The sequence below is a fragment of the Alteromonas sp. M12 genome, from assembly GCF_037478005.1.
Classification (GTDB): domain Bacteria; phylum Pseudomonadota; class Gammaproteobacteria; order Enterobacterales; family Alteromonadaceae; genus Aliiglaciecola; species Aliiglaciecola lipolytica_A.
The window spans coordinates 1,990,675-2,015,458 of the sequence record NZ_CP144164.1 but is presented as its reverse complement, the minus strand read 5'-3'; the positions used below and the strand labels follow the sequence as shown (position 1 = coordinate 2,015,458).

30 protein-coding genes and 1 tRNA gene are annotated in these 24,784 nt (G+C 39.7%); 21 read left to right on the top strand and 10 right to left on the bottom strand.

Annotation, left to right across the window (positions count from 1 at the left end; genetic code table 11):
• Positions 1-61: 61 nt before the first annotated feature.
• Positions 62-1,354: an L-rhamnose catabolism isomerase gene (gene rhaI / locus VUI23_RS08740; RefSeq protein ID WP_342807834.1), complete on the bottom strand. Its 1,293-nt coding sequence runs from the start codon at positions 1,352-1,354 to the stop codon at positions 62-64.
• Between the two features lie 24 nt (positions 1,355-1,378).
• Entirely contained in the window at positions 1,379-3,571 is a 2,193-nt protein-coding gene (locus tag VUI23_RS08735) for a bifunctional rhamnulose-1-phosphate aldolase/short-chain dehydrogenase (RefSeq protein WP_342807832.1), read from the bottom strand.
• 950 nt (positions 3,572-4,521) lie between these two features.
• Here VUI23_RS08735 and VUI23_RS08730 point away from each other — a divergent pair.
• The 5 genes from VUI23_RS08730 to VUI23_RS08710 all read left to right on the top strand — a co-directional run bounded on the left by VUI23_RS08730 (position 4,522) and on the right by VUI23_RS08710 (position 7,600).
• Positions 4,522-5,856: a site-specific integrase gene (locus VUI23_RS08730; protein WP_342807830.1), complete on the top strand. Its 1,335-nt coding sequence runs from the start codon at positions 4,522-4,524 to the stop codon at positions 5,854-5,856.
• Positions 5,853-6,485, top strand: a complete 633-nt coding sequence (locus VUI23_RS08725) for a hypothetical protein (protein ID WP_342807828.1) — start codon at positions 5,853-5,855, stop codon at positions 6,483-6,485. Before VUI23_RS08730 ends, VUI23_RS08725 begins: the two co-directional genes overlap by 4 nt.
• Positions 6,486-6,587: 102 nt before the next feature.
• Entirely contained in the window at positions 6,588-6,782 is a 195-nt protein-coding gene (locus VUI23_RS08720; protein ID WP_008843960.1) for a helix-turn-helix domain-containing protein, read from the top strand.
• Entirely contained in the window at positions 6,783-7,178 is a 396-nt protein-coding gene (locus VUI23_RS08715; RefSeq protein ID WP_342807826.1) for a hypothetical protein, read from the top strand.
• A gap of 26 nt (positions 7,179-7,204) precedes the next feature.
• Positions 7,205-7,600, top strand: a complete 396-nt coding sequence (locus tag VUI23_RS08710) for a hypothetical protein (RefSeq protein ID WP_342807824.1) — start codon at positions 7,205-7,207, stop codon at positions 7,598-7,600.
• A 368-nt stretch (positions 7,601-7,968) separates the two neighbouring features.
• Here VUI23_RS08710 and VUI23_RS08705 read toward each other — a convergent pair whose 3' ends face one another.
• Positions 7,969-8,175: a DUF3950 domain-containing protein gene (locus VUI23_RS08705; RefSeq protein WP_342807822.1), complete on the bottom strand. Its 207-nt coding sequence runs from the start codon at positions 8,173-8,175 to the stop codon at positions 7,969-7,971.
• Positions 8,176-8,264: 89 nt separating this feature from the next.
• On the opposite strand from VUI23_RS08705, the gene VUI23_RS08700 reads away from it, so the two are divergent.
• The 8 genes from VUI23_RS08700 (at position 8,265) to VUI23_RS08665 (ending at position 14,192) form a co-directional block, all read left to right on the top strand.
• Positions 8,265-8,498 carry a hypothetical protein gene (locus VUI23_RS08700; protein WP_342807820.1) on the top strand — a complete coding sequence of 78 codons (234 nt, stop codon included), beginning with the start codon at positions 8,265-8,267 and terminating at the stop codon, positions 8,496-8,498.
• A gap of 14 nt (positions 8,499-8,512) precedes the next feature.
• Positions 8,513-8,821, top strand: coding sequence for a hypothetical protein (locus VUI23_RS08695; RefSeq protein ID WP_342807818.1), 309 nt, complete (start codon positions 8,513-8,515; stop codon positions 8,819-8,821).
• A gap of 347 nt (positions 8,822-9,168) precedes the next feature.
• Positions 9,169-10,332, top strand: coding sequence for a phage major capsid protein (locus VUI23_RS08690; RefSeq protein WP_342807816.1), 1,164 nt, complete (start codon positions 9,169-9,171; stop codon positions 10,330-10,332).
• Positions 10,333-10,374: 42 nt separating this feature from the next.
• Positions 10,375-10,923, top strand: a complete 549-nt coding sequence (locus VUI23_RS08685) for an HK97 family phage prohead protease (protein ID WP_008843952.1) — start codon at positions 10,375-10,377, stop codon at positions 10,921-10,923.
• Positions 10,920-12,125, top strand: a complete 1,206-nt coding sequence (locus tag VUI23_RS08680) for a phage portal protein (RefSeq protein WP_342807814.1) — start codon at positions 10,920-10,922, stop codon at positions 12,123-12,125. Before VUI23_RS08685 ends, VUI23_RS08680 begins: the two co-directional genes overlap by 4 nt.
• A gap of 129 nt (positions 12,126-12,254) precedes the next feature.
• A complete protein-coding gene (locus VUI23_RS08675; protein ID WP_342807812.1) occupies positions 12,255-12,641 on the top strand; it encodes a hypothetical protein in 387 nt (128 codons plus the stop codon).
• A 63-nt stretch (positions 12,642-12,704) separates the two neighbouring features.
• The gene (locus tag VUI23_RS08670) at positions 12,705-13,298 is read left to right on the top strand and encodes a hypothetical protein (protein ID WP_342807810.1); all 594 of its coding nucleotides are present in this window, start codon (positions 12,705-12,707) and stop codon (positions 13,296-13,298) included.
• A gap of 183 nt (positions 13,299-13,481) precedes the next feature.
• A complete protein-coding gene (locus tag VUI23_RS08665) occupies positions 13,482-14,192 on the top strand; it encodes a hypothetical protein (RefSeq protein ID WP_040522286.1) in 711 nt (236 codons plus the stop codon).
• Between the two features lie 133 nt (positions 14,193-14,325).
• Here VUI23_RS08665 and VUI23_RS08660 read toward each other — a convergent pair.
• From VUI23_RS08660 to VUI23_RS08645, 4 genes are all read right to left on the bottom strand, one after another.
• A tRNA-Val gene (locus VUI23_RS08660) sits at positions 14,326-14,402 on the bottom strand.
• A 178-nt stretch (positions 14,403-14,580) separates the two neighbouring features.
• Positions 14,581-15,075, bottom strand: a complete 495-nt coding sequence (locus VUI23_RS08655) for an ATP-binding protein (protein WP_216047314.1) — start codon at positions 15,073-15,075, stop codon at positions 14,581-14,583.
• A gap of 28 nt (positions 15,076-15,103) precedes the next feature.
• Positions 15,104-16,168, bottom strand: coding sequence for a patatin-like phospholipase family protein (locus VUI23_RS08650; RefSeq protein WP_303501090.1), 1,065 nt, complete (start codon positions 16,166-16,168; stop codon positions 15,104-15,106).
• Positions 16,169-16,274: 106 nt separating this feature from the next.
• On the bottom strand, positions 16,275-16,658 hold the full coding sequence (locus VUI23_RS08645; protein WP_342807808.1) for a VOC family protein: 384 nt from the start codon (positions 16,656-16,658) through the stop codon (positions 16,275-16,277).
• Between the two features lie 234 nt (positions 16,659-16,892).
• Between VUI23_RS08645 and VUI23_RS08640 the strand changes: the two genes are divergently transcribed.
• From VUI23_RS08640 to VUI23_RS08610, 7 genes are all read left to right on the top strand, one after another.
• Positions 16,893-17,162, top strand: a complete 270-nt coding sequence (locus tag VUI23_RS08640) for a hypothetical protein (RefSeq protein WP_342807806.1) — start codon at positions 16,893-16,895, stop codon at positions 17,160-17,162.
• Entirely contained in the window at positions 17,162-17,668 is a 507-nt protein-coding gene (locus VUI23_RS08635; protein WP_216047318.1) for a PTS glucose transporter subunit IIA, read from the top strand. The genes VUI23_RS08640 and VUI23_RS08635 overlap by 1 nt, the downstream gene beginning before the upstream one ends.
• Positions 17,669-17,773: 105 nt before the next feature.
• Positions 17,774-18,118, top strand: coding sequence for an ArsC family reductase (locus VUI23_RS08630; RefSeq protein ID WP_342807804.1), 345 nt, complete (start codon positions 17,774-17,776; stop codon positions 18,116-18,118).
• On the top strand, positions 18,118-19,245 hold the full coding sequence (gene dapE, locus VUI23_RS08625; RefSeq protein WP_342807802.1) for a succinyl-diaminopimelate desuccinylase: 1,128 nt from the start codon (positions 18,118-18,120) through the stop codon (positions 19,243-19,245). Before VUI23_RS08630 ends, dapE begins: the two co-directional genes overlap by 1 nt.
• Positions 19,227-19,934 (top strand): M15 family metallopeptidase, encoded by a 708-nt coding sequence (locus tag VUI23_RS08620; protein WP_342807800.1) that lies wholly within the window; start codon positions 19,227-19,229, stop codon positions 19,932-19,934. The genes dapE and VUI23_RS08620 overlap by 19 nt, the downstream gene beginning before the upstream one ends.
• A complete protein-coding gene (locus VUI23_RS08615; protein WP_216047321.1) occupies positions 19,931-20,125 on the top strand; it encodes a DUF2897 family protein in 195 nt (64 codons plus the stop codon). Before VUI23_RS08620 ends, VUI23_RS08615 begins: the two co-directional genes overlap by 4 nt.
• Before the next feature lie 15 nt (positions 20,126-20,140).
• Positions 20,141-20,971, top strand: coding sequence for a formyl transferase (locus VUI23_RS08610; RefSeq protein ID WP_216047322.1), 831 nt, complete (start codon positions 20,141-20,143; stop codon positions 20,969-20,971).
• Between the two features lie 87 nt (positions 20,972-21,058).
• Here the strand turns inward: VUI23_RS08610 and VUI23_RS08605 are convergent, their stop codons facing one another.
• From VUI23_RS08605 to VUI23_RS08595, 3 genes are all read right to left on the bottom strand, one after another.
• Complete coding sequence (locus VUI23_RS08605; RefSeq protein ID WP_342807798.1) at positions 21,059-21,898, bottom strand: hypothetical protein; 840 nt, start codon at positions 21,896-21,898, stop codon at positions 21,059-21,061.
• Positions 21,899-22,183: 285 nt separating this feature from the next.
• On the bottom strand, positions 22,184-23,284 hold the full coding sequence (locus tag VUI23_RS08600) for a DUF2855 family protein (protein WP_342807796.1): 1,101 nt from the start codon (positions 23,282-23,284) through the stop codon (positions 22,184-22,186).
• Positions 23,285-23,413: 129 nt separating this feature from the next.
• Complete coding sequence (locus VUI23_RS08595; protein WP_342807794.1) at positions 23,414-24,328, bottom strand: LysR substrate-binding domain-containing protein; 915 nt, start codon at positions 24,326-24,328, stop codon at positions 23,414-23,416.
• A 130-nt stretch (positions 24,329-24,458) separates the two neighbouring features.
• On the opposite strand from VUI23_RS08595, the gene VUI23_RS08590 reads away from it, so the two are divergent.
• Positions 24,459-24,773 (top strand): hypothetical protein, encoded by a 315-nt coding sequence (locus tag VUI23_RS08590; RefSeq protein ID WP_216047326.1) that lies wholly within the window; start codon positions 24,459-24,461, stop codon positions 24,771-24,773.
• Positions 24,774-24,784: the final 11 nt, after the last annotated feature.

Genomic DNA, 24,784 nt, shown 5'->3' with positions numbered 1-24,784 from the left:
TTTAAAAGCAGCAATGAAACATAGGTTTCGTTGCTGCTTAACTTGTAGCCTATTCTATTTTTTAAACGATGCCTGAACCGTTACCGCCACTATTTGGACGCTCCACGCCCGCTTGCTTGCGGTAGCCTGACTTACGGTATACTGCAATGGGATCAATCGCCCCACCTTTGCGCAACCTTGCCATTTCTAAAATAGGTGACACGTCTGTGGTAAACGCTTTTTTAAGTGTATTGCTACACATTAATGCATCGTTACCTGTTTGGTATTCAGTCAATTTTTCACGATCTACGATTAGCGCTGCAACAAACGAGCGCTGTACGCTAGCGGCCGAATTAACTAAACTTTCAATCGGGTCTGTTACATTGTGTGACTGATCCAACATATAATTAGGACCAAATCCCTCTTGCTTGCGGTACTCAGCATCTACTAATTCATTAAAGATCAAGAATTGCTGGTACGGATGCAAACTACCACTATCTAGGTCATCATCCCCATATTTTGAATCATTGAAGTGGAAGCCACCTAATTTCTTAAATTGAATTAACCGCGAAACGATCATTTCTATGTTAACGTTTGGCGCATGGTGACCTAAATCAACTAAAGATTTAGCCTGAGGTCCCAATTCCATTGCTGCTAATATGTTACTGCCCCAATCTTGGATGATGGTTGAATAAAATGCAGGCTCAAACATTTTGTGTTCGATATGCAATTCCCAATCTGACGGTAAACCCGCATAGATTTTTTTCATGCTTTCCAAATAACGCTCGAAAGCATGTTGAAAATGCTGCTGACCGGGATGGTTAGAACCATCACCTACCCAGACAGTTAGCGTTTTTGAGCCCAACGCTTTGCCATATTCGATACAATCTAAGTTGTGTTGAATCGCTAAGTCCCGAGAAGCTTGGTTAGTGTTACTTAAGCTACCGTACTTAAAACTATGTTCTTGACCAGCTTGATCTTGAAAAGTATTCGAATTTATCGAATCCCACTTTAACCCTAAACTGTCAGATGTTTGTTTAAGCTCAGAAAAATCATCAACTTTATCCCAAGGGAAATGTGGAGAAACACGCTCTGTACACTGCGACAAATCGTTGATAACAGCACTATCTTCTAGTTTTTCCCAAATGTTGCGCGGCTCGCCCTCACCTGGAAATCGAGCAAAACGCGTCCCACCAGTGCCAGTTCCCCATGAAGGAACGGCAATTTGGAATTCTTGCGCTTTGCTTGTGATGTCTTCAATGTTAATACCATCGCGCGCTAACTTGTTTCCTAGCGCTTGATAATCTTCGTTTAAGTTGGCTTCTAATTTTGCATTTTCTTCTGCAATTAGCCCTTTATCGATACGTTGGGTCATAATATTTCCTAATTCGTTCTTATCTTAGCGTAAGAAAGCTTCGTGCAAACCACCGTCCACACTTATAATTTGGCCAGTTGTTTTACTTAATTGACCAGAAATCAATAGGTAAGCAGCCTCTGCTTGATCTGCTGGTGTTATTGGTTGTTTTGTTAATGTACGTTGAGCGTAGAACATCGCTAATTTATCTCTGAGTTCGTCATCTGAATCTGACTCAGAATAATCAACATCGTATTTGCTTAACGATGCAATTACTCTGTCACGAGGAAACATCGTACTTCCTTTTACTACCGTTGCCGGTGCAAGACCATTGACGTTTACTAAAGGCGACAATTCCACGGCTAACTCGCGAACTAAATGATTAGCTGCTGCTTTAGATGTGTCATAAGCAAGTGAACCTTTTTTAGCGACTGCAGCATTAACACTAGTCGTTAATACAAAGGATCCTTGAAGACCTTGAGCTTGCCAAATTTCATTGGCTTCTGTACCAACTATATAGCCTCCCTTCACATTGACTGCAAAACTCATATCAAACATTTGGTCATTTGTCATACCTGATTGACCTGGCGCTAAAAATACACCAGCTGTGATAATCACGTTGTCAATTCCACCGTAAGCTAGAATGACTTGTTCAAACATCTTTTGTACGCTTTCTCGATCGGTGATATTAACTTCTAGAGCAATAGCCGGACCACAACCAGAAATCCCCGTACCAGCAACCCCGATACCTTGTCCGTAAATTGCAGTAAGTTCATCAGCTGTTTTTTGTGCTGCATCATGGCGTAAATCGGCACACACTACATGAGCACCTTCTTTAGCCACTCTAAACGCAGTTTCTTTGCCTATACCGTCACCTGCACCAATAACAACAACGACATTACGTGCCAGTGGGGCTTCTTTAGGCATCCGCTGTAATTTTGCTTCTTCCAATGCCCAATACTCGATATCAAAAGCTTCTTGTTGAGGTAAGGCAGTGTACTCACTTATTGCTTCTGCTCCGCGCATAACTTCAATTGCACAGTTATAGAATTCAGTAGTAACACGAGATTCACTTTTATTCTTACCCCAACCAATAATACCTACGCCAGGAATCAAAATAACGGTAGGACTTGGATCCCGCATAGAAGGAGAATCTTCACGTTTACAATTATTGTAATACTCTGCATATTCAACACGGTATTGCTCAATTCCGGCATTTAATTTTTTAACAAGTGCATCAAAATCATCCGTCTTTGGATTATAATCAACATACAAAGGTTGAATTTTAGTGCGAAGGAAATGATCTGGACAAGAGGTACCTAATTTGGCTAAACGAGGAGCATCTACGCTGTTGACAAACCGTAAGGCTGTTTCATCTGACTGTACGGTAGCAATAAATTTGACTTTATTAGATAAAACACCACGAGCAACCGGTAAAAACTTAGTTAATAAATCTGTTCGCTCTTTCTCAGATAAACTTTCTACTTTAGCTCCACCAAAGGTTTGTTCTCCTTTGTCGTGTTCTTCAATATATCGAGCTGCCGTTTCAATCACCCACAGCGATGTTTCGTAGCAACTCTTGCTTTCAGAATTCCAGTTTGTATGTCCATGTTGACCTAACAAAATGCCCACACTATCAGGTTTTTGTGCATATGCTTCTTCGCATACTTTAGCGGCTTCCCAACCTGGGCGCATCCATGGCACATATGCCAATTTACCGCCCCATACTTTTTCTGTTAAAGCTTCTTGGTCTTTACAAGATGCAATAGCAATTACCGCATTTGGATGTAAATGATCGACATGTTTATCTGCAATCATGGAGTGTAATGGTGTGTCTATTGAAGAGGCTCTGGGGTTTAAACAAAAGTTACAATGCTTGTACATGCCAATCATGGCATCTTCTCCAGCCTGCTTGTAACCTTTATCTTCTCGAGCTTGGTAAGTTGCATCTAAAGCGTTTAATTTACCTTGATACAATGATGAAAAATTCTCTACTTTTGCGGTCCGCAAATCGCCACCGGAACCTTTTACCCATAATACTTCTACTTCTTCACCGGTTAGTGGATCTTTTTCCATCAGTTTTGCAGAGGTATTGCCTCCTCCGGTGTTAGTGATACGTTGATCTGCCCCTAATATATTCGAACGATATACTAGATTTTCAATAGGCGATAATTTGTCGGCAACCGCATCTTCCCAACTATAATTAACGTGTTTAAATTCACTCTTTTTACTTGCCATCTTTTTTTTAACTCCGGTGATTGATGCAATAATCGCACTTAGGTCAAAGTTGTTAATTTAATTTTACATCTTTGTGAAACACAGTCAAGCAAATTCAATCATATTCACTCAAAAATAAATCACTGTACTTATCATCCACTTCAGAAACCCAGTTAACCATTTGAAAAATTTAATTAAATATAACTTTTATAAGTTATTTAACTCAACTTAGTTAAAAATTTCACTGAACAAAAATCAATGAATTATACGAATAGAATAAAATTTAATGCTGAAACTTTGATTGTTAGCGATACAATTTGATTAAAAACGCTTTAATATTGCTATTTTAAAGAGTGTTGTGGTGTATATCCGGAAATCATCAATGAAAAACAAGATGTTGGTTGTAATGATGTAGATTGGGCGTGTGCAAAAACTAGCACTACCGACCTGTGGACCGGGTCATAGACAGCGGTAGTGCTGAACACGAATACGCAAATTGCAGCCACATTCTAGGATCAATATAAAGTGCATAGTAGTAATTAAAAGATCTGAATGAAATTGGTGCGTCCGAGTAGACTCGAACTACCGACCTTTGGACCGGGTCATAGAAAGCGGTAGTGCTGAGCACGAATACGCAAATTGGAGCCATATAAAAGGATCAATATAAAGTAGATGATTCGAATAAATTGGTGCCATATAAAAGGATCAATATAAAATAGATGATTCGAATAAATTGGTGCGTCCGAGTAGACTCGAACTACCGACCCCTACCATGTCAAGAGAACGCACATAGTAATCTGAAATATCCCTTTGTAACCCAACGTTAAATCATTTCACCTAAAACCCTTTATTTTATTGACCTAAATGCCTATTATTTGTATGTGGTCGCTGACTGGTGTTATCTGTCGTTGGTGGTCACACCAAAATATTGTGCGACACCCGTGCGACATTAAAAATAGGAAACGTGCGACATGGCAACTTTAAAGGCAAAGTTAACTGATTCATTGTTGAAGAATATAGATCCTGAAATAAGGCGGATTAGCGATACTGAGGTGAAAGGGTTTCACCTCAGGTTGGGGAAACCTAAGCCCGATGGTACCCGTTCGGGTGCTTACTATCTTTACTACAGAATCGGGGGCCGTGAAGGATTTGAGCGCAATTATAAGATAGCTAGCCTTGATGAAAAAAACATTACACCAGCTAGAGCCCGAGACGATGCGAAAATTTTACAAGGACGTATAAAAACAGGTGTTGACGTTTTCGCAGAACGTGAAGCCAGAGAGAAAGAATCAGCAGCACAAAAAAAGCTCGCTGACATGGCTGAATTAGAGCAAGCAAAGCAAGATTCTGAAACCGTCGAGTATCTATTATTAGAGTTCACAGAGCGGTACCTAAAACGCGAGCGTAAACGTCCTGAGAGCGCAATCAGCATATTCAACAATGATGTTATTCCACAGATAGGCAAAGTCCCTCTATCGAGCGTTACTAGCCGTTTAATTCTCAATGACTGCATCGATTTAATTGTAGATAGAGGCCACAAGCCACACGCACGTAAAACCCTAGCCCTAATCAAACAAGCATTTCAGTTTGGCGTTGATAGAGGCTTGATAGAAATTAACCCTATAGCTAATACTTCGGTGACATCAAACACCGGCAAAGAGATTGCCCGCGATCGCTATTTAGACGATGACGAGTTGAAGCAACTATTTATAGACTTGCCAAAAGTCGGGATCTCAAGGCAAGTTCAGTTAGTAATAGAATTGCTCTGCTTGACTGGATGCAGAGTTCAGGAGTTGACCCTTGCCGAATGGTCGCATATCGACTTTGAAAAACGTATGTGGTACTTCCCGCCTGAGAACACCAAGAGCCGCCGCGGTGAAGAAAAGCCGCACTATGTGCCAACCAATGACGAAATCATTAAACGACTTAAAGAGCTATCAGTTCAGTTTGATTTTTTAGGCAGCAAGTATATTTTCCCTTCGGTAACGAATAGAACCGGCTTACCTGGCACACAGCCCATTGATAAGCGCAGCGTTGCCCGGGCTATCAAACGCCATATTAGGCCTGATGACGTTGACGAACCTAAAGGCAGGTTTATCAATGTTGCTGCATTCACGCCGCACGACTTTAGAAGAACGCTGCAGACGCACCTATCAAAAATGAAGGTCGACACCATTGTCACTGAAAAATTACTCAACCATGAGCTAGCAGGAATGATGAGAGTGTATAACCAGCACGATTACATGGAAGAACGCAGGGAAGCGTTAGAGTTATGGGCTAACAAAATTAAGGAATTGACCGCATGACCAATTTAAATAAAGCTAGGAAGTATGAAGATAAATGGAATTCTAAATCAATCTCTGGTGGCCTTGTCGACTCATTTAAATTTACAGACCAGCAAACGATAAACTTAAGTAAAATAGTAAAATTTGATTGCGCTGACCGCTTGATTAAGCAAACTGAAAAAATTATTGAAGCTAAATTAGCTAATGACGATATTCCAAGAATCAATAGAGCAAGCGAGACCAAAAAGTCATTAGAATTAGTCAATGGTCATTTATTGAACGCTATGAAGTATTTGAATGAACTAGATCCATTATCCGCAGAAGCTTTGCCCGTGCATATTTTTCTTGCTGAAAAAAATGAACACGGATATGCAGATCAACAATTATTAAATGAATCACCGCTGCGGAATTTAACCGTTTTAATTGCTGGTATTGAAAAATCCATGAGCACACTAACAGGATATGCGAGAAAAGATGAAATTAGCTTCTTGATTGTAGAGGTCGCAAAAATATTTCGTTCGCATGGACTGAAAGCTGCCTATACACCAGAAAGTAAATTCCATAGGTTTTTAATCGAATGCCTAGCTTCGATAGGTATTGAGAAAAAAAACATATCTGACAAAATTAAAGAGTTATTAGACCAAGGGTAAAGTTGCTGAAAAGAATAACTTTACCCGTTATTTATCCCCCCACACACAAACTAATATATTTCCAGCGATTAACGCTAACCACTAATTACTGGAGATATACCGATGTCATACTTAACCACTATCGAACTAGCAGCACAGCTTAAAATTTCAGAAGTCACGCTTAGACAGTCAAGAGTTACCGGCAAGTTATTGGGAGCGAAAGCGCCCAGATATTTAAAGCTAGGGAGACAGGTACGATACTTGAGCTCTGATATTGAGCAATGGATTAATGAAACCAATCAAGAGGAGGCAGCGTAAATGAAAAAAGCCGCCACCCAAACGAGCAACGACCTTAGACCTGAGAATCAAAAGGTTAAACTAAATTTAATTCCATATAAAGAAGAAATTTGCCTTGTTGAGTTTTTGAATCGAGGTAGTGCAGGAATGTTTCAAAAAGAAGCAGACTGGGCCTATGGTGAATCGTGCTTACATACGATGGTAAGTAACTTTCGCCAGCACGGGATTTTGTTTGACAGAAAGCCTAACCCGATTACCCACAGGCACGGAGGCAAAGCAACCTATACCCGCTATAGATTGCTAGATGATGTATCAATCGAGCGAGCAATATTCCGGGTTAATAAATTGCGCTCTCAGCGTGGTTTAGAGCCGTTAAAAGGATTACCTCCCTACTCCATTTATAGCCAAGCAGCATAGCCCTTCGGGGCTATTTGGGGGACTTGATGGCTAAACCTCAACCATTTGCAGGCATACCAAACAGAGTGATAGATCATCCAGATTTCAACAAGTTGTCTGGTAATGAAATACGCTTACTCCTTTGGTTTGCCTATCAATATAAAGGTAAAAACAACGGTAAATTGTGTGCTGTATGGTCTCAAGTAAAACATAGAGGTTTCAAATCTCAAACAACACTAAGTAACGCAATAAAAGGTTTAAGGCAAAAAGGGTTTATTGAATTAGCTAAAGGAAACTCGCTCACCCAAACAGGCAGGACTCCAAATTATTACGCTGTAACTTGGGAAAAGGTTGACGAGATAAGAGGCTTTGAAATGGATATACAGCCAACACGAACAGCATTGCGAACTTTTATCGACCATATAGACAATGCTAAACGTTAAATTTTCCATGCTCCAGTTTCTGGAGTGTAAAGGCTTTTTATACTCCAGTTTCTGGAGGATGCGAAACTTTTATACTCCAGTTTCTGGAGGATGCAGAAAAAACCAAATTTAGGAAAAACAATGACTTATCAATTTATCAACCAATCTCGCATACTCCAGTTTCTGGAGACCTTAATAGTAAGCCATACATACAGGTTTAAAGAGTGTTTTAATTCGTTCATAAAACCATTAAAAAGAGGCTTGAAAGGAACGAGCGCGAAAAACAAAGTTCACAATACAGTGAACAAAAGTACACAAGGTACTGAACTTAAGAAGAATAGTCAGAAACGACTAGGTTTTAGTCAAATACGACTATTGTCAAAAGATTGCTACTTACCCAGCTTTTTCCAACAAGCATCTTTAACCCATTCTGAAAAACCTAGCTTCGGAATTTTATCCTTTGTGTTGGGATCTGGATTGTCTGGCAATTGTTCGCTGATAGCCTCAATCAGATTGTCCTCAAAACGGATATTTTTACGTACTGAACCTTTGCGTTCATCTGACCTTTTAACTTTTTTTTCCGATTCTTCTTGCATTGGGTGTGTACCACTATTATATTGTAAGGGTGTGTACCACAGTTTACAACAAGATGACGATCTTGCATAACTTTAAATTGGAGAACGATATGAACAATCTAGATAAAGCCAGCATTAAATTGGGTAAAGCACATAGCATTTTAATGATGATGTCTTCCCACTATCAAACAGGTGATCAAGAATTGCTAAACGGTGATATGGATTTAATCGCCTGTACCGTTGGAGATTTAGTAGATGATGCTAAAAAGCTAATTACAGAAAATGGTCACACTGACTCACCATTAATCCAAAATAACCCAACAATCCAAACCAGCGGAATGTAAAAGGAGATATGACCATGGCAAGACGTAAAGCTTTAAGATCAGTTAAAGAACTAAGATTTATGGACACAGCTACAATGAATGTTGATAAGTCTTTAGCAATTCTTAATTTAACAGGCCCCAAGGTATTGGAAGAGTTAGGCAATAGCAACGCAGCTAAAGACTACAGAAATGCAATGTGGGCTGTAACGGACCTATTATTTGAAATTCAAAAAGCGGCTGATGATATGGCCGGTGAACCAATCGAGTATGCAGATACATTAGAAGAGTTCCAAGCTGCGGAACGAGCGGAAAAAGCAGCTCAAGAACAAGAATTGAGTAACTAAAATCAGAAAGCAGTCAATCAGCCGGATTAATTTCCGGCTTTTTTTATGCGCTAAAAACAACGCTATACCCCAAGCCACAACGGCACACAAACCCCTTTAAAATCATAAACTTAAGCGATTTACAGACCTTTTCAAATGGGTTATATTGAAATTGCTCACTACTTTTAACAGTTTTGGGCAACTTTCTAGTTTTAAACGTGGATAGCTCTAAAAGCCAAGATTCCATTAGTATAGACCTGCGAGACGTAGGCGAGTACAGATTGAAAGGGGTTTCTGAATATCTTTTTCCCTTTCTGTCTTATTCCCTAGTCAGTTGCCCGATTTTTTATCAATTGGAATACTAGACTATGAAAAAACTACTAGAACTACGCTCTACAAAAGCTGAACTGCACAAGCAGATGAAAGCAATCGTTACAACTGCAGAAACAGAAAAGCGCTCATTAACTAATAATGAGTCAACCAAGTTTGAAGAACTGCAAAAGCAAATTACCAACCTAAATCAAAAAATTGAATGTGAAGAAGTTTTGGCAGACAACGAACGTTCACTTATCACGGGCGAAACGCCAGAAAGTAAAATCGACAAGCCAAGCAATGAAGAACTAAGAGCTTTTGTTCAAACAGGTGATCAACGAAGCCTAAGTGCTGGTACGAACGCTGACGGTGGTTACACTGTTATTCCGGCCATTGATAAAGAAATTACAAAGGTTTTAAAAGAAACTTCAGTTTTTCGCCAAAACGCAACGACTAAAACCATCTCTACTGAAAAGTATGAAAAGTTGGTTAGCGTTGGCGGCACAAGTGCTACGTGGGCCGATGAAGGCGATACACGAAGCGAAACGAACACCAGCCAACTAGAAAAGGTACAAATAGCCGTACATTCTCTATATGCCTACCCTAAAACAACCCAAGAGCTTTTAGATTGGTCTGACTTCGATGTATCAGGCTGGTTAAGTTCAGAGGTGGCAGACGAAACCGGACTAAAAGAAGAAGCAGCATTTTGGACTGGAGACGGCAGCAAAAAGCCTAAAGGTCTTTTAACTTACACGCGCGATTCCGCAAATGACGCTAGCCGAACTTTTGGGGAATTACAGGAAATTGAGTCCTCTGCAACCGGAGTGATTGACGGAGACGATTTAATTACCTTATCTCACACACTAAGAACCGCATATCGAATGGCAGCAAAATTCTATATGAATGATGCAATGTTAGAGAAGGTTCGCAAGCTAAAAGACAATGATGACAATTACCTTTTTAGAGCTGGAATCGTAGAGGGAGCACCAGACACCCTACTAGGCAAACCCATCGTTATCGCTGAAGAAATGTCAGACGACTTAATAGGCTATGGCGACTTAGCCCGAGCTTATTACGTTATTGACCACACTAGCGGCACACGAATGATTCGCGACAATATTACATTGCCAGGCTGGGTTAAGATGCTAACAACTCGATATGTTGGTGGTGGATTGGTTGACTCAAACGCATTCAAATTCTTAGTACCAAAAGCAGCATAAATAATTAGGGGCGTTTCAAGCCCCTTTTTTATCGAGGTTTATATGAATCAAATTGAAATCAGAGCAGCAGCAGACCTAAGCCTTAAGGGTAAAAAAATCATAGGGAGACCTGTTGTTTACAACTCCCCCTCTCAAGACTTAGGTGGTTTTGTTGAAGTCATTAAAGCAGGCGCTTTCGGTAACAGCTTAACCAACGATATTCGCGCTTTAGTCGAACATGACCATAAATTAATACTTGGCAGAACGGCCGCAGGAACCATGGAAATCAAAGAAGATGATCAGGGTTTGCTTGTTGAGATTGACCCGCCAAACATACAAGCAGCCAGAGACTTAATGACGAGTATCGAGCGCAAAGATATTAGCGGCATGAGTTTTGGCTTTACCGTCAATCCTGAGGGCGCACAGTGGGACTTTGAACAAACGCCAGCCCTTAGAACAGTGACAAGCGCTAACTTGTTAGAAGTTACAATAACGGGAATGCCAGCATACCAAGCAACAAATGTTGAGGTGGCCATGCGCTCACTTCAAGAAAAGCAAAAATCAAATGACATTGACTTGATGCTTGCTAGATTGGAGATGATGAGATTATGAACTTACTAAAAATGTTTAAACGCAGCGAGCCGGTAACCGATACCTACGAATTGCTTAAATCACTGGGCATAGGCTCACCCACTGCCAGCGGGCAACACGTTAACAGTGAAGTGGCGCAAACCCTACCCGCAGTATATTGCGCAGTTTCAACCATTGCCGAATCGGTGGCAAGCTTACCAATCCACGTTTACAGACGAACCGATGAAGGTAAACAGCGACAAGGTAGACACCACGTTGAACGCTTATTGAATCAGGCGCCAAACGCTTACCAAACTGCTTATGACTTTAAAATGGGTTTGCTAAGATCCGTTTTACTTCGCGGCAATGGATACGCTCACATCACATTCGATGGTACGGGCAAGCCTAGCGCTTTACATTTACTGCATCCCGAATCAATACAAGTGGAGTTACTTTCTACTGGGCGACTTGGTTACAAACACACGAACGCTAAGGGTAAGCAGTTCAAGTATCTGCAGGATGAAATATTGCATATTCGCTACCACTCAGATGATGGAATATTAGGTAAAAGCCCTATTCAAGTTTGCCGAGAAAGCATAGGTCTAGGATTGGCTCAGCAAGAGCATGGAGCCAGCCAGTTTAAGAATGGTATGCGAGTTTCAGGCGTATTAGAAACGGACGGGAAACTCACTGATGATCAATTTAAAGCACTATCTGAAATGTTCGATAAGTACAAAGGCTCAGCAAACAGTAATAAACCATTATTACTGGAAGGTGGCTTAAAGTGGAATCAAATTGGCTTAGCTAACAACGATGCGCAATGGCTAGAATCTAGATTGTTTACCATCTCTGATGTAGCCCGAATGTTTAAGATTAGCCCTATCTTTCTAATGGACTATTCTAACAGCACATATAGCAATTTCAGTGAAGCAAGTAGAGCATTCCTTACTCAGACGCTTAGGCCATGGCTCAGCAATATACAAGAAGGTTTAGCAAGCCGCCTCATTAGTGATAGTAACAGAGCTAACACCATCATCGAGTTTGAAACTAAAGACCTGCTAAGAGCCACAGCAGAAGACAGGTTCAGCGTGTATGACATAGCCATTAGAAATGGAGTAATGAATCCAAATGAATGCAGAGCAGCAGAGAACATGCCACCGAGAGAAGGTGGTGAACAATACAGCCAAAGTTGGATGCAGCAAGACCAGGCACAAACAGAATCAACAGAACAAGAGACGGATTAGGTATCACTTCGGTGCATAGGGTACGGGGGTATTTTAAGGACTAGAGTCCTAGTTTACCAGTACCGCCGCCCAGTTTAATTTACCCACCGTCAGTTGAAAATTTGAGACATAAACATGTAGGAATGGGACATGACACAATCAAAAACAGCAATTGAGAAGTTACTCGAAGGTACACACAGAAAAGACAGAGAAACGCCCAAGCTCAGTGTTGAAGGGGCTTATAGCTTTCCCCACTGCCCGAAACACCTTAAAGGTGAACATCGTAAAATATGGGGTGAAGTGAACAAGGCAATGACACAATACAAGCTTATTACCACGGCAGATAAACCACTTTTAGAACAATATTGCTTTCTTTTGGCAAAGCTTAGAGGTGATTCTGACGGCTTCACAGCGTCTTTACACGCCCAATTAAGAGGATTGGCATCAGACTTATGTTTAACGCCTGAGAGTCGAGCTAAAGCGAAATTAGAGCAAAAAGACCCAGACCAATTAATGATCGACAAGTATGGACTTTAATCAATTCATTATATCCTCCATAATGAAGTTTCATTGAACGAATACAAATAAAATGGAATTGATATGGATGTGAGTGAAAATATAAAAGGCGCAATAGAGTGCGATGAAGTATTAACCATTAAATATAATGGTGGCAGTAAGCCAGGTTCGGTGCGCCAAGTTCTTCCGTTACAAATACTTGAAGATGGAAAGGTACGAGCTAAATGTCTTGTAACAAACAGAGCAAAAGTATTCCTAATCGATAAAATTGAAATTGTTGATCATGAATTACGTAACAGCGAGCAATCTTGGGAAAATACGAAGGTAAAATTTTACTCAAATATTGAAGAAGTTTACTTTGAGTTTAAAAATAAATTGGAGGCTCTAGGTTGGCATGTTGTTTATGAAAATGAATTGGAAAACGGTAATGCGCTGCATGTTTATGATAGATTTAAAAATGGGAATTTAAAAAAATCTCCCGCTGGGACGTTAAGTTTCTCAGAATATGTGATTGAGTACGACGATGAAACTGGCAAACCTTATTTAACAAGTAAAAAACGTAAAATTCCTTACACTTTTTATGCACCAAATGGAGATGGAACAAGACTCTCTTCACTGGCTAAATGTGTAGATAGATTTATAGCAGGAGCTATAGAAGAAGCACCAAATAATAAATAGAATAACCAAAGTTCATCCAGTTAATTTGGTCGTTTATCATTTTATGGTCAGAATAGTTTGTATATTATCCTTAATAGAAAACAAATCATTATGAATCATGAAGAAGCTAAGAAATTTGTAAATAGCAAGGAATATTCCGGCCGCTATTTAAGTATGGTGAATTAAGCCAAAGAGACTGTTAAATTGAAGAACTATAGCCCCGACCCAGAAATAATATTTTCATCACTTGAAATCCAAAAGTTTATCAAATCGTGCAAAAATGCGATTGAAGGACTAAAAGCTAATCCATCTGACAAAAGAAAGCTTTTGCTTATGCAATTTTCTTTAAGGGTTTTGTACAACACTAGCGCTTCTATTCAATTATCAACTGCAAATCATAATGGTGCGGTGGCTTGTCTCATGCGGCCCACTTTCGAATTATTATGCAGAGGGCTTTGGTTAAATCTATGCGCCACAGACTATCAGATAGATTATTTTATTAGAAAGGATAAGTTGACAGCAAAAAAACAATTCGGCGAAACAGGCAAAGCTAAAGAGATGAATTTAGGTAGATTAGCCAAGGAAGTTGACAACCGAATGGGCCAATATGGTTTTCCGAATAAACTATTTGATATTTTTGAACAAAACAAAACAGTTTTTAATAGTTTAACTCATGGAGGTTTGGTGTTGTTGAACAACACTTTTGATGGGCAATATGTAACTAATTCATTCAGCAAAGAAGACGTATTGCGCCAATGTTATTTTCAATTATTAATGTCCGCTTCCTCTACAAGCTCGCTATTGAACGCTTTCAAAAATTTTGATGAAGCAGAAAAAATCATTTTTAAATTCAATCCAATTCACGACACCTTACGCGAAACGATAGAACTCCAGGAAACTTTTACCTCTAATTAACTGCACTAGCACTTAAACTCATACATAAATATATTACTATATACAGAAAAAAAACAAGTGCGACATCAGTGCGACACACAAAGCTTAACAAATGATTAGGTTAGTATTTACTATGGCTGAATGCCCTTTAAAGTGGTGCGTCCGAGTGAACTCGAATCACCGACCCCTACCATGTCAAGGTAGTGCTCTAACCAACTGAGCTACGGACGCACTGTATAAAGATGCTTAACACGAATGTCTCAAGCGGCGCGTATAATAACGATGCTTTTCGCTATCTTCAAGGAGTTTTTCAGCTTTGTTGCCACAAATGCACAATTTTTCCCCATAACGCCGAGTTCCGCGGAAATTTAGGAGTGCCAGCGAGTGAATTTTCCGTAGCAGCGCCGAGTTATGCATTTTGTGTCACTTTTGTAATATTGAAACCTTCCTCTGATGTTGGCGCTACAAAATATTTTGTAACCTGCTCAAACATATCTGCTGTATCAGTTGCAGCTCTTTCTGGCTGCTCTTTGCGTCTTTTTCCAATCTGTTTTAGGCAGACTTCATTTGGCAAGTCGATGTATATCAAATTATGTGGCGCTTCGATCTCGGAGAAAATACTCCGAAACCAATTTCTTTGCGAAAGAGTGTTTGCCGGAAAATCCATAACCACATTAGTTCCCGCAGACAGTATGGATTGAACAAGTTTTTTAATCTGCGGCTTAAGTAGATTTGAATATTCAATATAATCATTTAGCGATGAAATTCTATTTGCATAAAGCGACGAAAGCCATTCATCTTCTGAAAGCAATACTGCGTTACTTTCCTGCGCGATTTCAGCAGCTCTTGTAGACTTTCCTGAACCCATTTTTCCACAGAAAAAAGTCAAAGATCCTTTGTTCATAGTTTCTCTCTACTTTGATGCATAACAGTTAAAAGTTAAAGGGTTTCACTTTATTTGCTACGTCTTGATCTTGGGTTAAATTAGCAAATGCCTCCCCTAACCTGTCACTTTGCTGAATCACTGTCTGCCAATATTCGATACGTTGTTGAGCAGGCATTGTTTCGAAATCTTTGCGGTCGGGAATTTTTTGATAAGGTAAAGAAGCGACAAACTCATCCGATGGAACGGCCATCACCACTTTGTCATAGCTGCTTTTGTGAGGTAAACGTCGCTTCAATGATTTATCAAACCAACCTGGAATCGGCTTAGGATAAAAATGTGGATAAAATACCAAGCCATCATGGGGTCCGAAGTTTAAATCAAAATGATAGTCTATGATGCCGCCGTCTCGATACATGCCTTTAGGCGCTCCATTTATATTCGATACACCTTCAATCACTAGCGGAATAGAACCTGAGGCCATTAATGCTTGTGCTAAGTTGCGTTTTGACAACGGCACGTAACGAGTTGGCATTTTATTAGGATCAGATATCTGTAGTTCACTTGTAGGGGAAGCAAAAACATAGCGTTCATAAAATCGTTGCAAAAAGCGCCGCTGTACCGCGTTAGCACCTGCACTGGCTAAAAGGCCGGTTAATTGCAACGGTTTAGCTTCAAACTGCGTGAGTCCTTTACATCGCGCGACAATGAAATGCGCTTTAATAATAGGATTGTGAATAATTTCCTCAACCCCATTATCCCCTAATACATAGTCTAATAATTCTAAACCAGATAGGGTGATTTCTTTGGCTGTGGGCTTGTCGCTGTATTCTGTGTGTGAATAACGATCTGCTAAACGGTTAATTGCAGCTAAGGGATCTTGTTGGGCAAAACACGCAAATCTAAACGCTCCAGCTGAAGAACCAATAACCTGCAGCGGTGTTTTACGCTGAGCAAAAAAGGTAGAAAAGACATACCTATCTAACCCTGCTAACACGAACCACTTCGGCCCGCCAGAAGCACCTAACATGTAATCAAACATGTGTTGTTTTAGACCATGCTGCTGAATTTCCTTCAAAGCAGTTGGACCTGCATATAAATCAAGTACTTGCACTAACTTTAAACCCATAAAATAATTGAAGTTTAATGTACCAATCAATAAGTTATTTGCAAGTATCAGAAATATTTTAGTTTTTAATAGTTATCTACAAGCACCTAGGTTAAGTGTTTTCCTCAAACAAGGCACATACCGCGCCAGCAGGATCTTGGATAATAATGTAGCGACTCGTTGAACCATATGACTTCACTTTCGATAATAATTGACCTCCGCGAGCTTGAGTCTGCGCAATGGAGTCATCTAAATTAGCCACTTTAAAATAAAGCAGCCACTGCGCAGGGAGGCCTGCATTGCTGTCTTTTGCATGACAAATCCCCACAACATCCTGATTATTACTTGGTAACTGCATGGAAAAATCTTCATAATCTCCCATGTTGATGGAATTAGCTTGCCAACCTATAACTTGTGCATAAAAATCTTTTACATCCTCTGCGTTTTTAACAGTAAGGTCGCTCCAAACCACTGAACCTACGGGTGCTGTAGACATATTCATTCACCTTAACTTAAAACGGTTTAATTTTAACCAAAAATGTCACTTGATGGATTTCTGGACAGCGAAATATAACCCATATATTTCAACAAGTTAAGTGACATATAAAGTTTCCTCAACAAGGTTATCCACAGAAACAGTGGATAACATTTAATAAAGCGACTTTCACACTAACACTTGACTTACAGCTTAGCTAACGCAAAATAAAAGACCAATTAAAAAGGAATGCAAATGGCCACTCAGACATTAGCTGCTCTGCCTGACACTTATACAATCCATAGCCTTCCGTTACACGCTCAGATCCCTTCTCAAATGTTTAATGCGTCTTCGTATTTATCGTTGGTGTGTATTATGACGCAAATAGGTAATGTACTGGTGACTGCCAAAATCAGTAGATTTGTTGTATCTAATTTTGAAACCGATAACTTTCTGATTAAACAAAACGATATTGATTCTGCCGCTAATGCGCGTGAAAATCACGGCTATAAAGTTGTATTCTAATGCGCCTTTTCAATCGACTACTAGACAATCCAGAACTCACTGAGCATAAACGTAAAATTGATATTTTGAGCCCCGTTAGCGGCAGTATCAATTTACTTGATTCAGCCAGTAACCTGTTATTCAAACAACGATTATTTGGTGAAGGAGTGGTTATCGCGCCAACCGGCTTTCAAATATTGGCACCATTTGACGCAATCGTTTTAGAAATAAGTGAAACGGCCCACCGAGTGCGCTTAAAAGACAGACATGGATTGAAACTACAGATCCATTGCGGTTGGGGTGCACAAAATCTAAATGGTGAAGGATTTAAACGAAAAGTTGTTGTTGGCCAAAAACTTAAACTAGGACAACCCATATTAGATTTTGACGCTCGTAAATTGAAACTCGCATTAGAGGATAACGCTTTTTACATAACCCTTCTCAATAGTGATAAAGTAAAAGGGCTTATAGTTAATCCTCGTAAGGTTACGGCATGTGAAGATCCTGTATTTTCTGTGTTGATCTAAACTTTAAGGATTGGTACAACATCGTTTACTTGGCAATGACATTATTAAGCCTTTAATAATAATCATTTATTTTCATTTCATAATTAACAAACAAGAACCATTTTTATGACTCAAATGTTCGGCATCAAAAATTGCGATACCATTAAAAAAGCCAAAAAGTGGCTGGAAGAGAACAAAATAGAATTCACTTTCCACGATTACCGTGTCGACGGTTTAGAACGTGATTGGCTTGAAAAAACAGAATCTCAGTTGGGTTGGCAAAAATTGCTAAATCAACGAGGAACGACTTTTCGTCAGTTACCAGATGAACAAAAACAAGATTTAAATCGGGAAAAAGCCATCGAATTGATGCTGGCATCTCCTGCCATGATAAAACGTCCAGTGTTAATCCATGATGATAAATACATTTTAGGTTTCAAGCCGGCAGATTATGAAGTGGTTTTTAACTAATGATGGACTCAATTGCACTGACTAAAGAACTGATAAATCGTAAATCCGTCACCCCTGAAGATGCTGGTTGCCAACAGCTAATGGCTGATATTTTAGCTCCCTTGGGTTTTGATATAGAATCAATGGTTTTTGACGACACCACCAATATGTGGGCAAGAAAAGGCAAACAAGGTCCGCTATTTTGTTTTGCCGGACACACTGACGTAGTACCATCAGGCCCTGCCGAAAAGTGGCAAACACCGCCTTTTGAAGCAACCCAAATTGGCGAATATTTGCATGGCCGAGGTGCCGCAGATATGAAAGGAAGTTTGGCTGCTATGTTGGTGGCGACTCATCGTTTTGTAACAGCTCACCCAAATCATAATGGTGGCATCGCGTTCCTTATTACCAGCGATGAAGAAGGACCATTTATTAATGGCACAACCAAGGTTATTGATACCCTCGAAGCCCGCAATGAAAAAATTGACTGGTGTTTAGTAGGCGAACCGTCAAGTACCGAAGTAGTTGGCGATGTGGTTAAAAATGGTAGACGGGGATCACTTACAGGCGATCTAATTGTGAAAGGAATACAGGGTCACGTAGCCTATCCTCATTTAGCTAAAAATCCCATTCATATTGCTTCACCAGCGCTTGCGGAACTGGCTAAAACTCACTGGGACGATGGCAATCGATATTTCCCCCCCACCAGCTTTCAGGTATCTAATATCAATGGTGGCACGGGTGCCGGCAACGTCATACCAGGTGAACTTCATGTGTGTTTCAACTTTCGATTCTCAACCGAAGTTACCGACAAACAATTAATAGAAAGAGTGTATGAAGTTCTCGATCGTCACGGATTAGATTACGACATTAAATGGACGTTTAACGGACAACCTTTCCTAACGGATCAAGGCCCTTTAGTTGAAGCTACGCAGCAAGCCATAAAGGCAGTAACAGGCAAAGATACCGAGTTATCCACTGCTGGTGGCACTTCAGACGGTCGATTCATAGCGCCAACAGGAGCTCAAGTGATTGAACTAGGTCCGGTAAACGCAACTATTCATAAAATAGACGAAAAAGTGAAATCTGCTGATCTGGAAATACTCACAGATATTTATCACGATATATTATGTCGACTGCTCCTCTAATGCCTGCAACAAAAATGTCTGCACCGAGCTGGATGGGCTTAACTGATGCCCATATCCAGTCAATCGGTAAACATCACGGCTTAGTTGCCGATGTAAAAACAGCGTTTGAAGCTATGCAGTTAGCTGCACAAAAAGACGGCATTGACATTCAGTTGGCTAGTAGCTTCCGCAGTTTTGACCGCCAATTAGCTATTTGGCAAAAGAAGTGGTTAGGAACCTTGCCAATAAATGATATCCATAGCCACCCCATAAATACCTCTGAGTACACTGAATTAGAAAAGATACATGCCATTATGACCTGGTCGGCTCTTCCAGGAGCAAGCCGTCACCATTGGGGAACAGACTTGGATGTATACGATAAAAAGGCCATTGAACGCTGCGGGCAGCCCTTGCAGTTGGTGAGTGCTGAATATGAACTAGCCGGCCCATGTTATGAACTGCATTGCTGGCTTGAAGAAAATGCAGATAACTTTGGCTTTTATCGTCCCTATAAAACCTACAATGGTGGAGTTGCCCCCGAAGCATGGCATTTAAGTTATGCCCCAATCTCGAAGTCAATCATTAATCAACTAGAACTGAGTCAACTCGCCAATCAACTCGCCAGTGTCAATATTGGTGGAAAGCAAACTATCTTAAGGCACTTAGACAAGCTATTTGAGCGTTATACATTAAATGGAATAATACAATGAATATATGGCTGATAGTGACCTTGTTGATTGCTTTAGGCTTGGTTGTAGGCAATATTTTATTACTGAAAATGAGTGCTAAAATGACATTCGAAAAAACCAAAGCAAAACCAGAAGATGAAATTCTAGATTCCAAACCTATTGATAAAAAGCAAACCAAAATAAAAGAACCAGAAGATACAAACAAGCCTTAATTGGAGTACTGAGCGGTGCGGATAACTCTTCTTGCCAATCGAGATTTAGCCAGCAACATGGCAATAAACTTATTACTTCAACAACTCCCTGAACATCATTATTGTATTTTTCTGTCTGCAAAAGTGGGTAAATTAGACAATGTCCCTGAACCACTGAAAAACTTGGCCTTTATCGAGCAAACCTTGTTTAATCAAATTGTTTTTCCAGTGCTTGCAAGCCAACAACACTGCAAAGCCAAGATTTCAACGCCACCAGCTCGACAATCAAGCCGATTTAAGAGTTTTCAACAAATGGCTCATGACTCAGTGCCGGTCAGTGATATTAAAGACATTAATAGCCTGGCAGGAATTCAACGCATTGCAGAGCAAAAACCTGAACTGATCATTTCAATTCGATTTGGTCAAATATTAAAAGATCCCATAATCAGCATTCCTAGCTTAGGTGTCATAAATCTTCATTCGGGTAAATTACCGGATTATAGAGGGGTAATGGCCACATTTTGGGCAATGTTAGATAACAAAGAGGAAATAGGCACAAGCTTACATTTTATAGATTCATGCCAGATAGACGCAGGAAAAATCATTTCTTCGACTCAACAAAAAGTGAATTATAGTCAGTCTTATTTACTCAACGTTTTAGCCTTATATCCACAAGGTGTGAATAACATTGTATCTGCGGTCAACAGATTGAACCGCGGCGAGACGTTGGACACAAGAAGTATGGATCTCGCGTCGGGTAACTACTATAGTTTTCCAGACTCAACAACCCTTAATCAGTTTATTGAACAAGGAAAACAACTCATTAACTATGATGAAATCCCTTCAATCATTGAAAAATATCTGTAGTGCCGCTCAACTAAATTAAGTGAATAACATTTTACTTTTGAATATTGCAAATCTTGCCTATCAGAAAACGCTTAAACGTCACCAAGGTTAAAAAGGCGTCCCTAAGTTATGCCCTTTACTCATATACAAATCATCATATTTTAAGCCACCATTTCCATAAGGTTGTTTTTTAGGACCGGTATTACAGTTCATTAAAAAATGCGTTAAAGGCAACTCCCGTTGCATTCGGAAGGTGGCATCACTATACACTTTTTGCTGTTGAGGGAACTCATCACCGCCCTTTACATAAACATCGTAGCTTTGACCGCCATCGCGGCTTTTACTGTTATTAACCACATACCATATTTCATACCATACTCCGGGCACTAGAGGTTTGGCGTCTTTTCCTGTGCTGTTATTTTGAGTATTAGCGTATCCGTCCTGAGTCTTAACCATTAAGGCACCAGTATTTTTATGGCCGTTTGATTCTATTTTATCGGTTACCCTCAAGGTTGCTTCAAATGCATTGTAATCGTTTAACTCAATACCTTCTGGAGTCATATTGCTAATACCAAATGCGTGGTTATTGGGGAAGGACTCCACATTTATGCGGGTATAAAACGTATAGGTGTCCCCCACCTTGACCGTTTGGGGAAGAGCAGCATAAGTTAACGCCTTTCGATTGCCAACGATTCCCTCAGCCGCCGGTTTTTTAATTAAATAGAAATTGCTTTTACTGGCAAAGTCTTCCTTACGGCGTTCGCTAATTTGTGGGGAATGAATTTTTGGTGAAGTGTCGTTTTTGGTATCCGCTTTAGTCCATTTATCTAAACTGTTGGCCGCTTCAAAGTTATCTATCAGTATCCAATCTGTCGCCCGAGCCTTATTTGCAGTAAAAATACTTAACGTCACTGACAAAATGAGTAAACTAAATTTAAGCACACTCATGAATTCACCTGCAAAACTAACTGGATATGATGTTTTTTTAAGAATCATTATAGAAACCTCATGGATAAGATCACTTTAAACGATGCACCAACTAGTGGGCTCTTTGCAACGTTAACCGATTCTTTGACTATAACGCAAAATCATTTTATTTTGTTAGTAAACCAATGCCACTGCTTTCATCGCAACATGATATTGCACATCGAATAAAAGCAGTGTTGTTAAGCAAATTTCAGCGCTACATGAAAATCAATCTAAATTCCATGCTAGCTGAAATTCAATATTTTATTAAAAGGTTAAAACATACATTTGGCTTGTATCAAACTTACCTTTCAATCCATCTAAGTATATTGATTGGATTGCATTTACTCCAACTATGTTAGTAGTGCTCAACAAAGGCTCCATCTGTTTCGAAAATCCCCCCCAAGCCTCCGCGTAGCGCAGCATAAACCCTTTCCCACCCCACTCTTTCATGCGTTTATTGACTTGCGTTGGCGCAAAAAAGAACTCTCCATGCAACTCGCCGGCGTAAGACTTTGCTTGTGATTCAACATCGGTAACACCAATATAAATCATCTTTTGCAAACTAGCGGCTAAATGAGCTTGAATATCCAATAGCAATGGTTTGTTTCCAGAAAAGTCTAATACGATAGTTTGCGCATTTTTATCTAGCGAGGAAAATTCTTGGTAATCGAGTACCTGATCGTAACAAGACGTCTTTTCGGTAAATGCTTTGTTGTTTGCAGATGTAAGACCCACAACTTTGTAATTTAATCCGCGATTCTTACAATGATGCTTCAAAAGATAAGCAGCTCCGTATGCAGTTTTACTGGATGCACTAGTTAACACAATGGTCGCAGTATCAGAGGTTGCAATTTCGCCGACAAAATCATCCAACACAAAAGACGTCATGAATAATGGACGAAAGTTGAGTTGCCAATCTTCTTTATTAGGGTCATACGCTGGATCTGCATTGCAACGCACATATTGGTCGTAAACGCTGGAAATACTTTTGCGTAAAGGGCTAACATCGTAAAAATCATTGGATGTTACTTTTCCTGCGGTAATCACTAAATGCGTAGCAAAAGGTAAATACCCAAAAACTTTTTCTCCGACAACGAGATCTGGACTATTTGAATACTCGACTGTAGCGAAGCCCCATATGGGCATAATACCAAAGCCATCCTGCGCTGGGAAAAATCCCCAATACCCCATTTTTTCACCAAATAACGCATAAGTAATGTTGTTGGCCGAAAAGCCAAAAGAATCAACTTTAAGAACCACTTCGTTCGTTTCTAACGAATCTGTATCAATTGAACTACTTACAACATCGAGTTTACTGAGATCGGATTTATTGGTTTGGATCTGTTGAAGATTGAAGACTGACATTTAGCATTCCCCTAACACTTGAAGTTATTATTAACGTTAATAATAACGCTAAGCTGCTAACAGATTTATCATCCTTTTGAATAGAAGAGAATAACACCCCAAAATATTTAAATCATTTAGCATAATGAGCTACCAAGCATCTAAATTGTCAAAAGATTGATGCACTAGAGGGACAAACCAACTTTCAAATAACTTCACCTTTTGCCACTCGAAATTCTGCGCAGGCGCGACCAAATACAAGGAGTACGGACTAGGGTAACTAAATTCTAGCAAAGCCAATAATGAACCGTTTTGTAAGTGATCTGCCACTAAACTTTTGTTCACCAGTGTAAACCCACGCCCAGCCACTGCATTTTCAATTAACAGAACTGAATTGCTTGCACGAATTGACGGTGTTAACCCATGTATGTCCGCTGCATAGGTTTGACATAAGGTTTCAAAAACAGTCGCCACATCCGGACTAGTATCTTCAATCCAAGGCAATTGAAATACCACGTTCGGGTTATTTATTTGCTGTTGCGCAATAACGTCGGGGCTTGCCACTAGAATAAGTTGATCGTTAACTAGTTTCTTCTCAGCGAGGCCTTTATATCCGCCCTGCCCCATTCGTATGGCTAAATCAATATCGCCGCGATTAAAGTCGACTAAATCATTACTTGGCGCTAATTGAACCATCAGCTCAGGATGTAATTTTTGAAACTGGAGTAATCGCGGTAATAACCAAAGTGAAGTAAAAGAGTGAATGGTGGAAATTCTCAATATATTAGGGTTTGCATCGCCTGAAATGACTTTTAAGCCTGTTTTGAACTGGGAAAACCCTTGTTGAACATAGGGAAGTAATAATTCACCGGCATGAGTCAACTGAGTTTGTCGATTCGAACGTTCAAACAACCTTTGCTCCAAAAAGCTTTCCAGTAACTTTATCTGCTGACTGACTGCTGCCTGGGTTACAAATAATTTTTCCGCGGCTAATTTAAAACTTGATAACTCTGCCGCCACCATAAAAAAATGCAGAGATTTAAGTGGTGGAAGATTTTCTCGCATAATTAGGGACTTCCCTTCAACTCAAACTCAATTAAGTTTTTCTTAATCATAGTTAATTTTTAATCGTTTGTTCAAGTTGTATTTCAACACTAATCTAACCTTGAAACATCCACTAAAAAAAGGAATCAACATGAAAAACTTAATCTTAATAACTCTAGTTCTATTGAGTTTAAATCTAAATGCGAAAAATAGCGAACAACTAGAAACTAAGTATTCAAACCAAGGATACCCTTACAAAATGTTAATTGACCGCTCAGATTCAATAAAGATTTTATTTACTGAAAAAAGTGAAAGCGTTCGTTGTGCAGTGCGCTTTAATCAAGGTGATATAGAGCAACAAACAACTTATTTAGATGTGAATAAAACAGACTTTAAAAAACAGCCGTTAGTTAGCTGTTTACCAAGGTTCCAAGCTAAAGCTTGGTTGAAACGAACTTTCGAGTGATTAATAGGTTT

Bases quoted from the DNA above. Each gene is read 5' to 3' on its own strand.
- VUI23_RS08655 (WP_216047314.1), bottom strand. From the start codon at position 15,075: ATGAACAAAGGATCTTTGACTTTTTTCTGTGGAAAAATGGGTTCAGGA.
- VUI23_RS08620 (WP_342807800.1), top strand. From the start codon at position 19,227: ATGTCGACTGCTCCTCTAATGCCTGCAACAAAAATGTCTGCACCGAGC.
- VUI23_RS08725 (WP_342807828.1), top strand. From the start codon at position 5,853: ATGACCAATTTAAATAAAGCTAGGAAGTATGAAGATAAATGGAATTCT.
- VUI23_RS08675 (WP_342807812.1), top strand. From the start codon at position 12,255: ATGACACAATCAAAAACAGCAATTGAGAAGTTACTCGAAGGTACACAC.
- VUI23_RS08635 (WP_216047318.1), top strand. From the start codon at position 17,162: ATGCGCCTTTTCAATCGACTACTAGACAATCCAGAACTCACTGAGCAT.
- VUI23_RS08705 (WP_342807822.1), bottom strand. From the start codon at position 8,175: ATGCAAGAAGAATCGGAAAAAAAAGTTAAAAGGTCAGATGAACGCAAA.
- VUI23_RS08615 (WP_216047321.1), top strand. From the start codon at position 19,931: ATGAATATATGGCTGATAGTGACCTTGTTGATTGCTTTAGGCTTGGTT.
- VUI23_RS08685 (WP_008843952.1), top strand. From the start codon at position 10,375: ATGAATCAAATTGAAATCAGAGCAGCAGCAGACCTAAGCCTTAAGGGT.
- VUI23_RS08630 (WP_342807804.1), top strand. From the start codon at position 17,774: ATGACTCAAATGTTCGGCATCAAAAATTGCGATACCATTAAAAAAGCC.
- VUI23_RS08695 (WP_342807818.1), top strand. From the start codon at position 8,513: ATGGCAAGACGTAAAGCTTTAAGATCAGTTAAAGAACTAAGATTTATG.
- VUI23_RS08700 (WP_342807820.1), top strand. From the start codon at position 8,265: ATGAACAATCTAGATAAAGCCAGCATTAAATTGGGTAAAGCACATAGC.
- VUI23_RS08640 (WP_342807806.1), top strand. From the start codon at position 16,893: ATGGCCACTCAGACATTAGCTGCTCTGCCTGACACTTATACAATCCAT.
- VUI23_RS08735 (WP_342807832.1), bottom strand. From the start codon at position 3,571: ATGGCAAGTAAAAAGAGTGAATTTAAACACGTTAATTATAGTTGGGAA.
- VUI23_RS08645 (WP_342807808.1), bottom strand. From the start codon at position 16,658: ATGTCTACAGCACCCGTAGGTTCAGTGGTTTGGAGCGACCTTACTGTT.
- VUI23_RS08730 (WP_342807830.1), top strand. From the start codon at position 4,522: ATGGCAACTTTAAAGGCAAAGTTAACTGATTCATTGTTGAAGAATATA.
- VUI23_RS08605 (WP_342807798.1), bottom strand. From the start codon at position 21,898: ATGAGTGTGCTTAAATTTAGTTTACTCATTTTGTCAGTGACGTTAAGT.
- VUI23_RS08690 (WP_342807816.1), top strand. From the start codon at position 9,169: ATGAAAAAACTACTAGAACTACGCTCTACAAAAGCTGAACTGCACAAG.
- VUI23_RS08670 (WP_342807810.1), top strand. From the start codon at position 12,705: ATGGATGTGAGTGAAAATATAAAAGGCGCAATAGAGTGCGATGAAGTA.
- VUI23_RS08710 (WP_342807824.1), top strand. From the start codon at position 7,205: ATGGCTAAACCTCAACCATTTGCAGGCATACCAAACAGAGTGATAGAT.
- VUI23_RS08595 (WP_342807794.1), bottom strand. From the start codon at position 24,328: ATGCGAGAAAATCTTCCACCACTTAAATCTCTGCATTTTTTTATGGTG.
- VUI23_RS08680 (WP_342807814.1), top strand. From the start codon at position 10,920: ATGAACTTACTAAAAATGTTTAAACGCAGCGAGCCGGTAACCGATACC.
- VUI23_RS08600 (WP_342807796.1), bottom strand. From the start codon at position 23,284: ATGTCAGTCTTCAATCTTCAACAGATCCAAACCAATAAATCCGATCTC.
- VUI23_RS08590 (WP_216047326.1), top strand. From the start codon at position 24,459: ATGAAAAACTTAATCTTAATAACTCTAGTTCTATTGAGTTTAAATCTA.
- VUI23_RS08720 (WP_008843960.1), top strand. From the start codon at position 6,588: ATGTCATACTTAACCACTATCGAACTAGCAGCACAGCTTAAAATTTCA.
- rhaI (WP_342807834.1), bottom strand. From the start codon at position 1,354: ATGACCCAACGTATCGATAAAGGGCTAATTGCAGAAGAAAATGCAAAA.
- VUI23_RS08715 (WP_342807826.1), top strand. From the start codon at position 6,783: ATGAAAAAAGCCGCCACCCAAACGAGCAACGACCTTAGACCTGAGAAT.
- dapE (WP_342807802.1), top strand. From the start codon at position 18,118: ATGATGGACTCAATTGCACTGACTAAAGAACTGATAAATCGTAAATCC.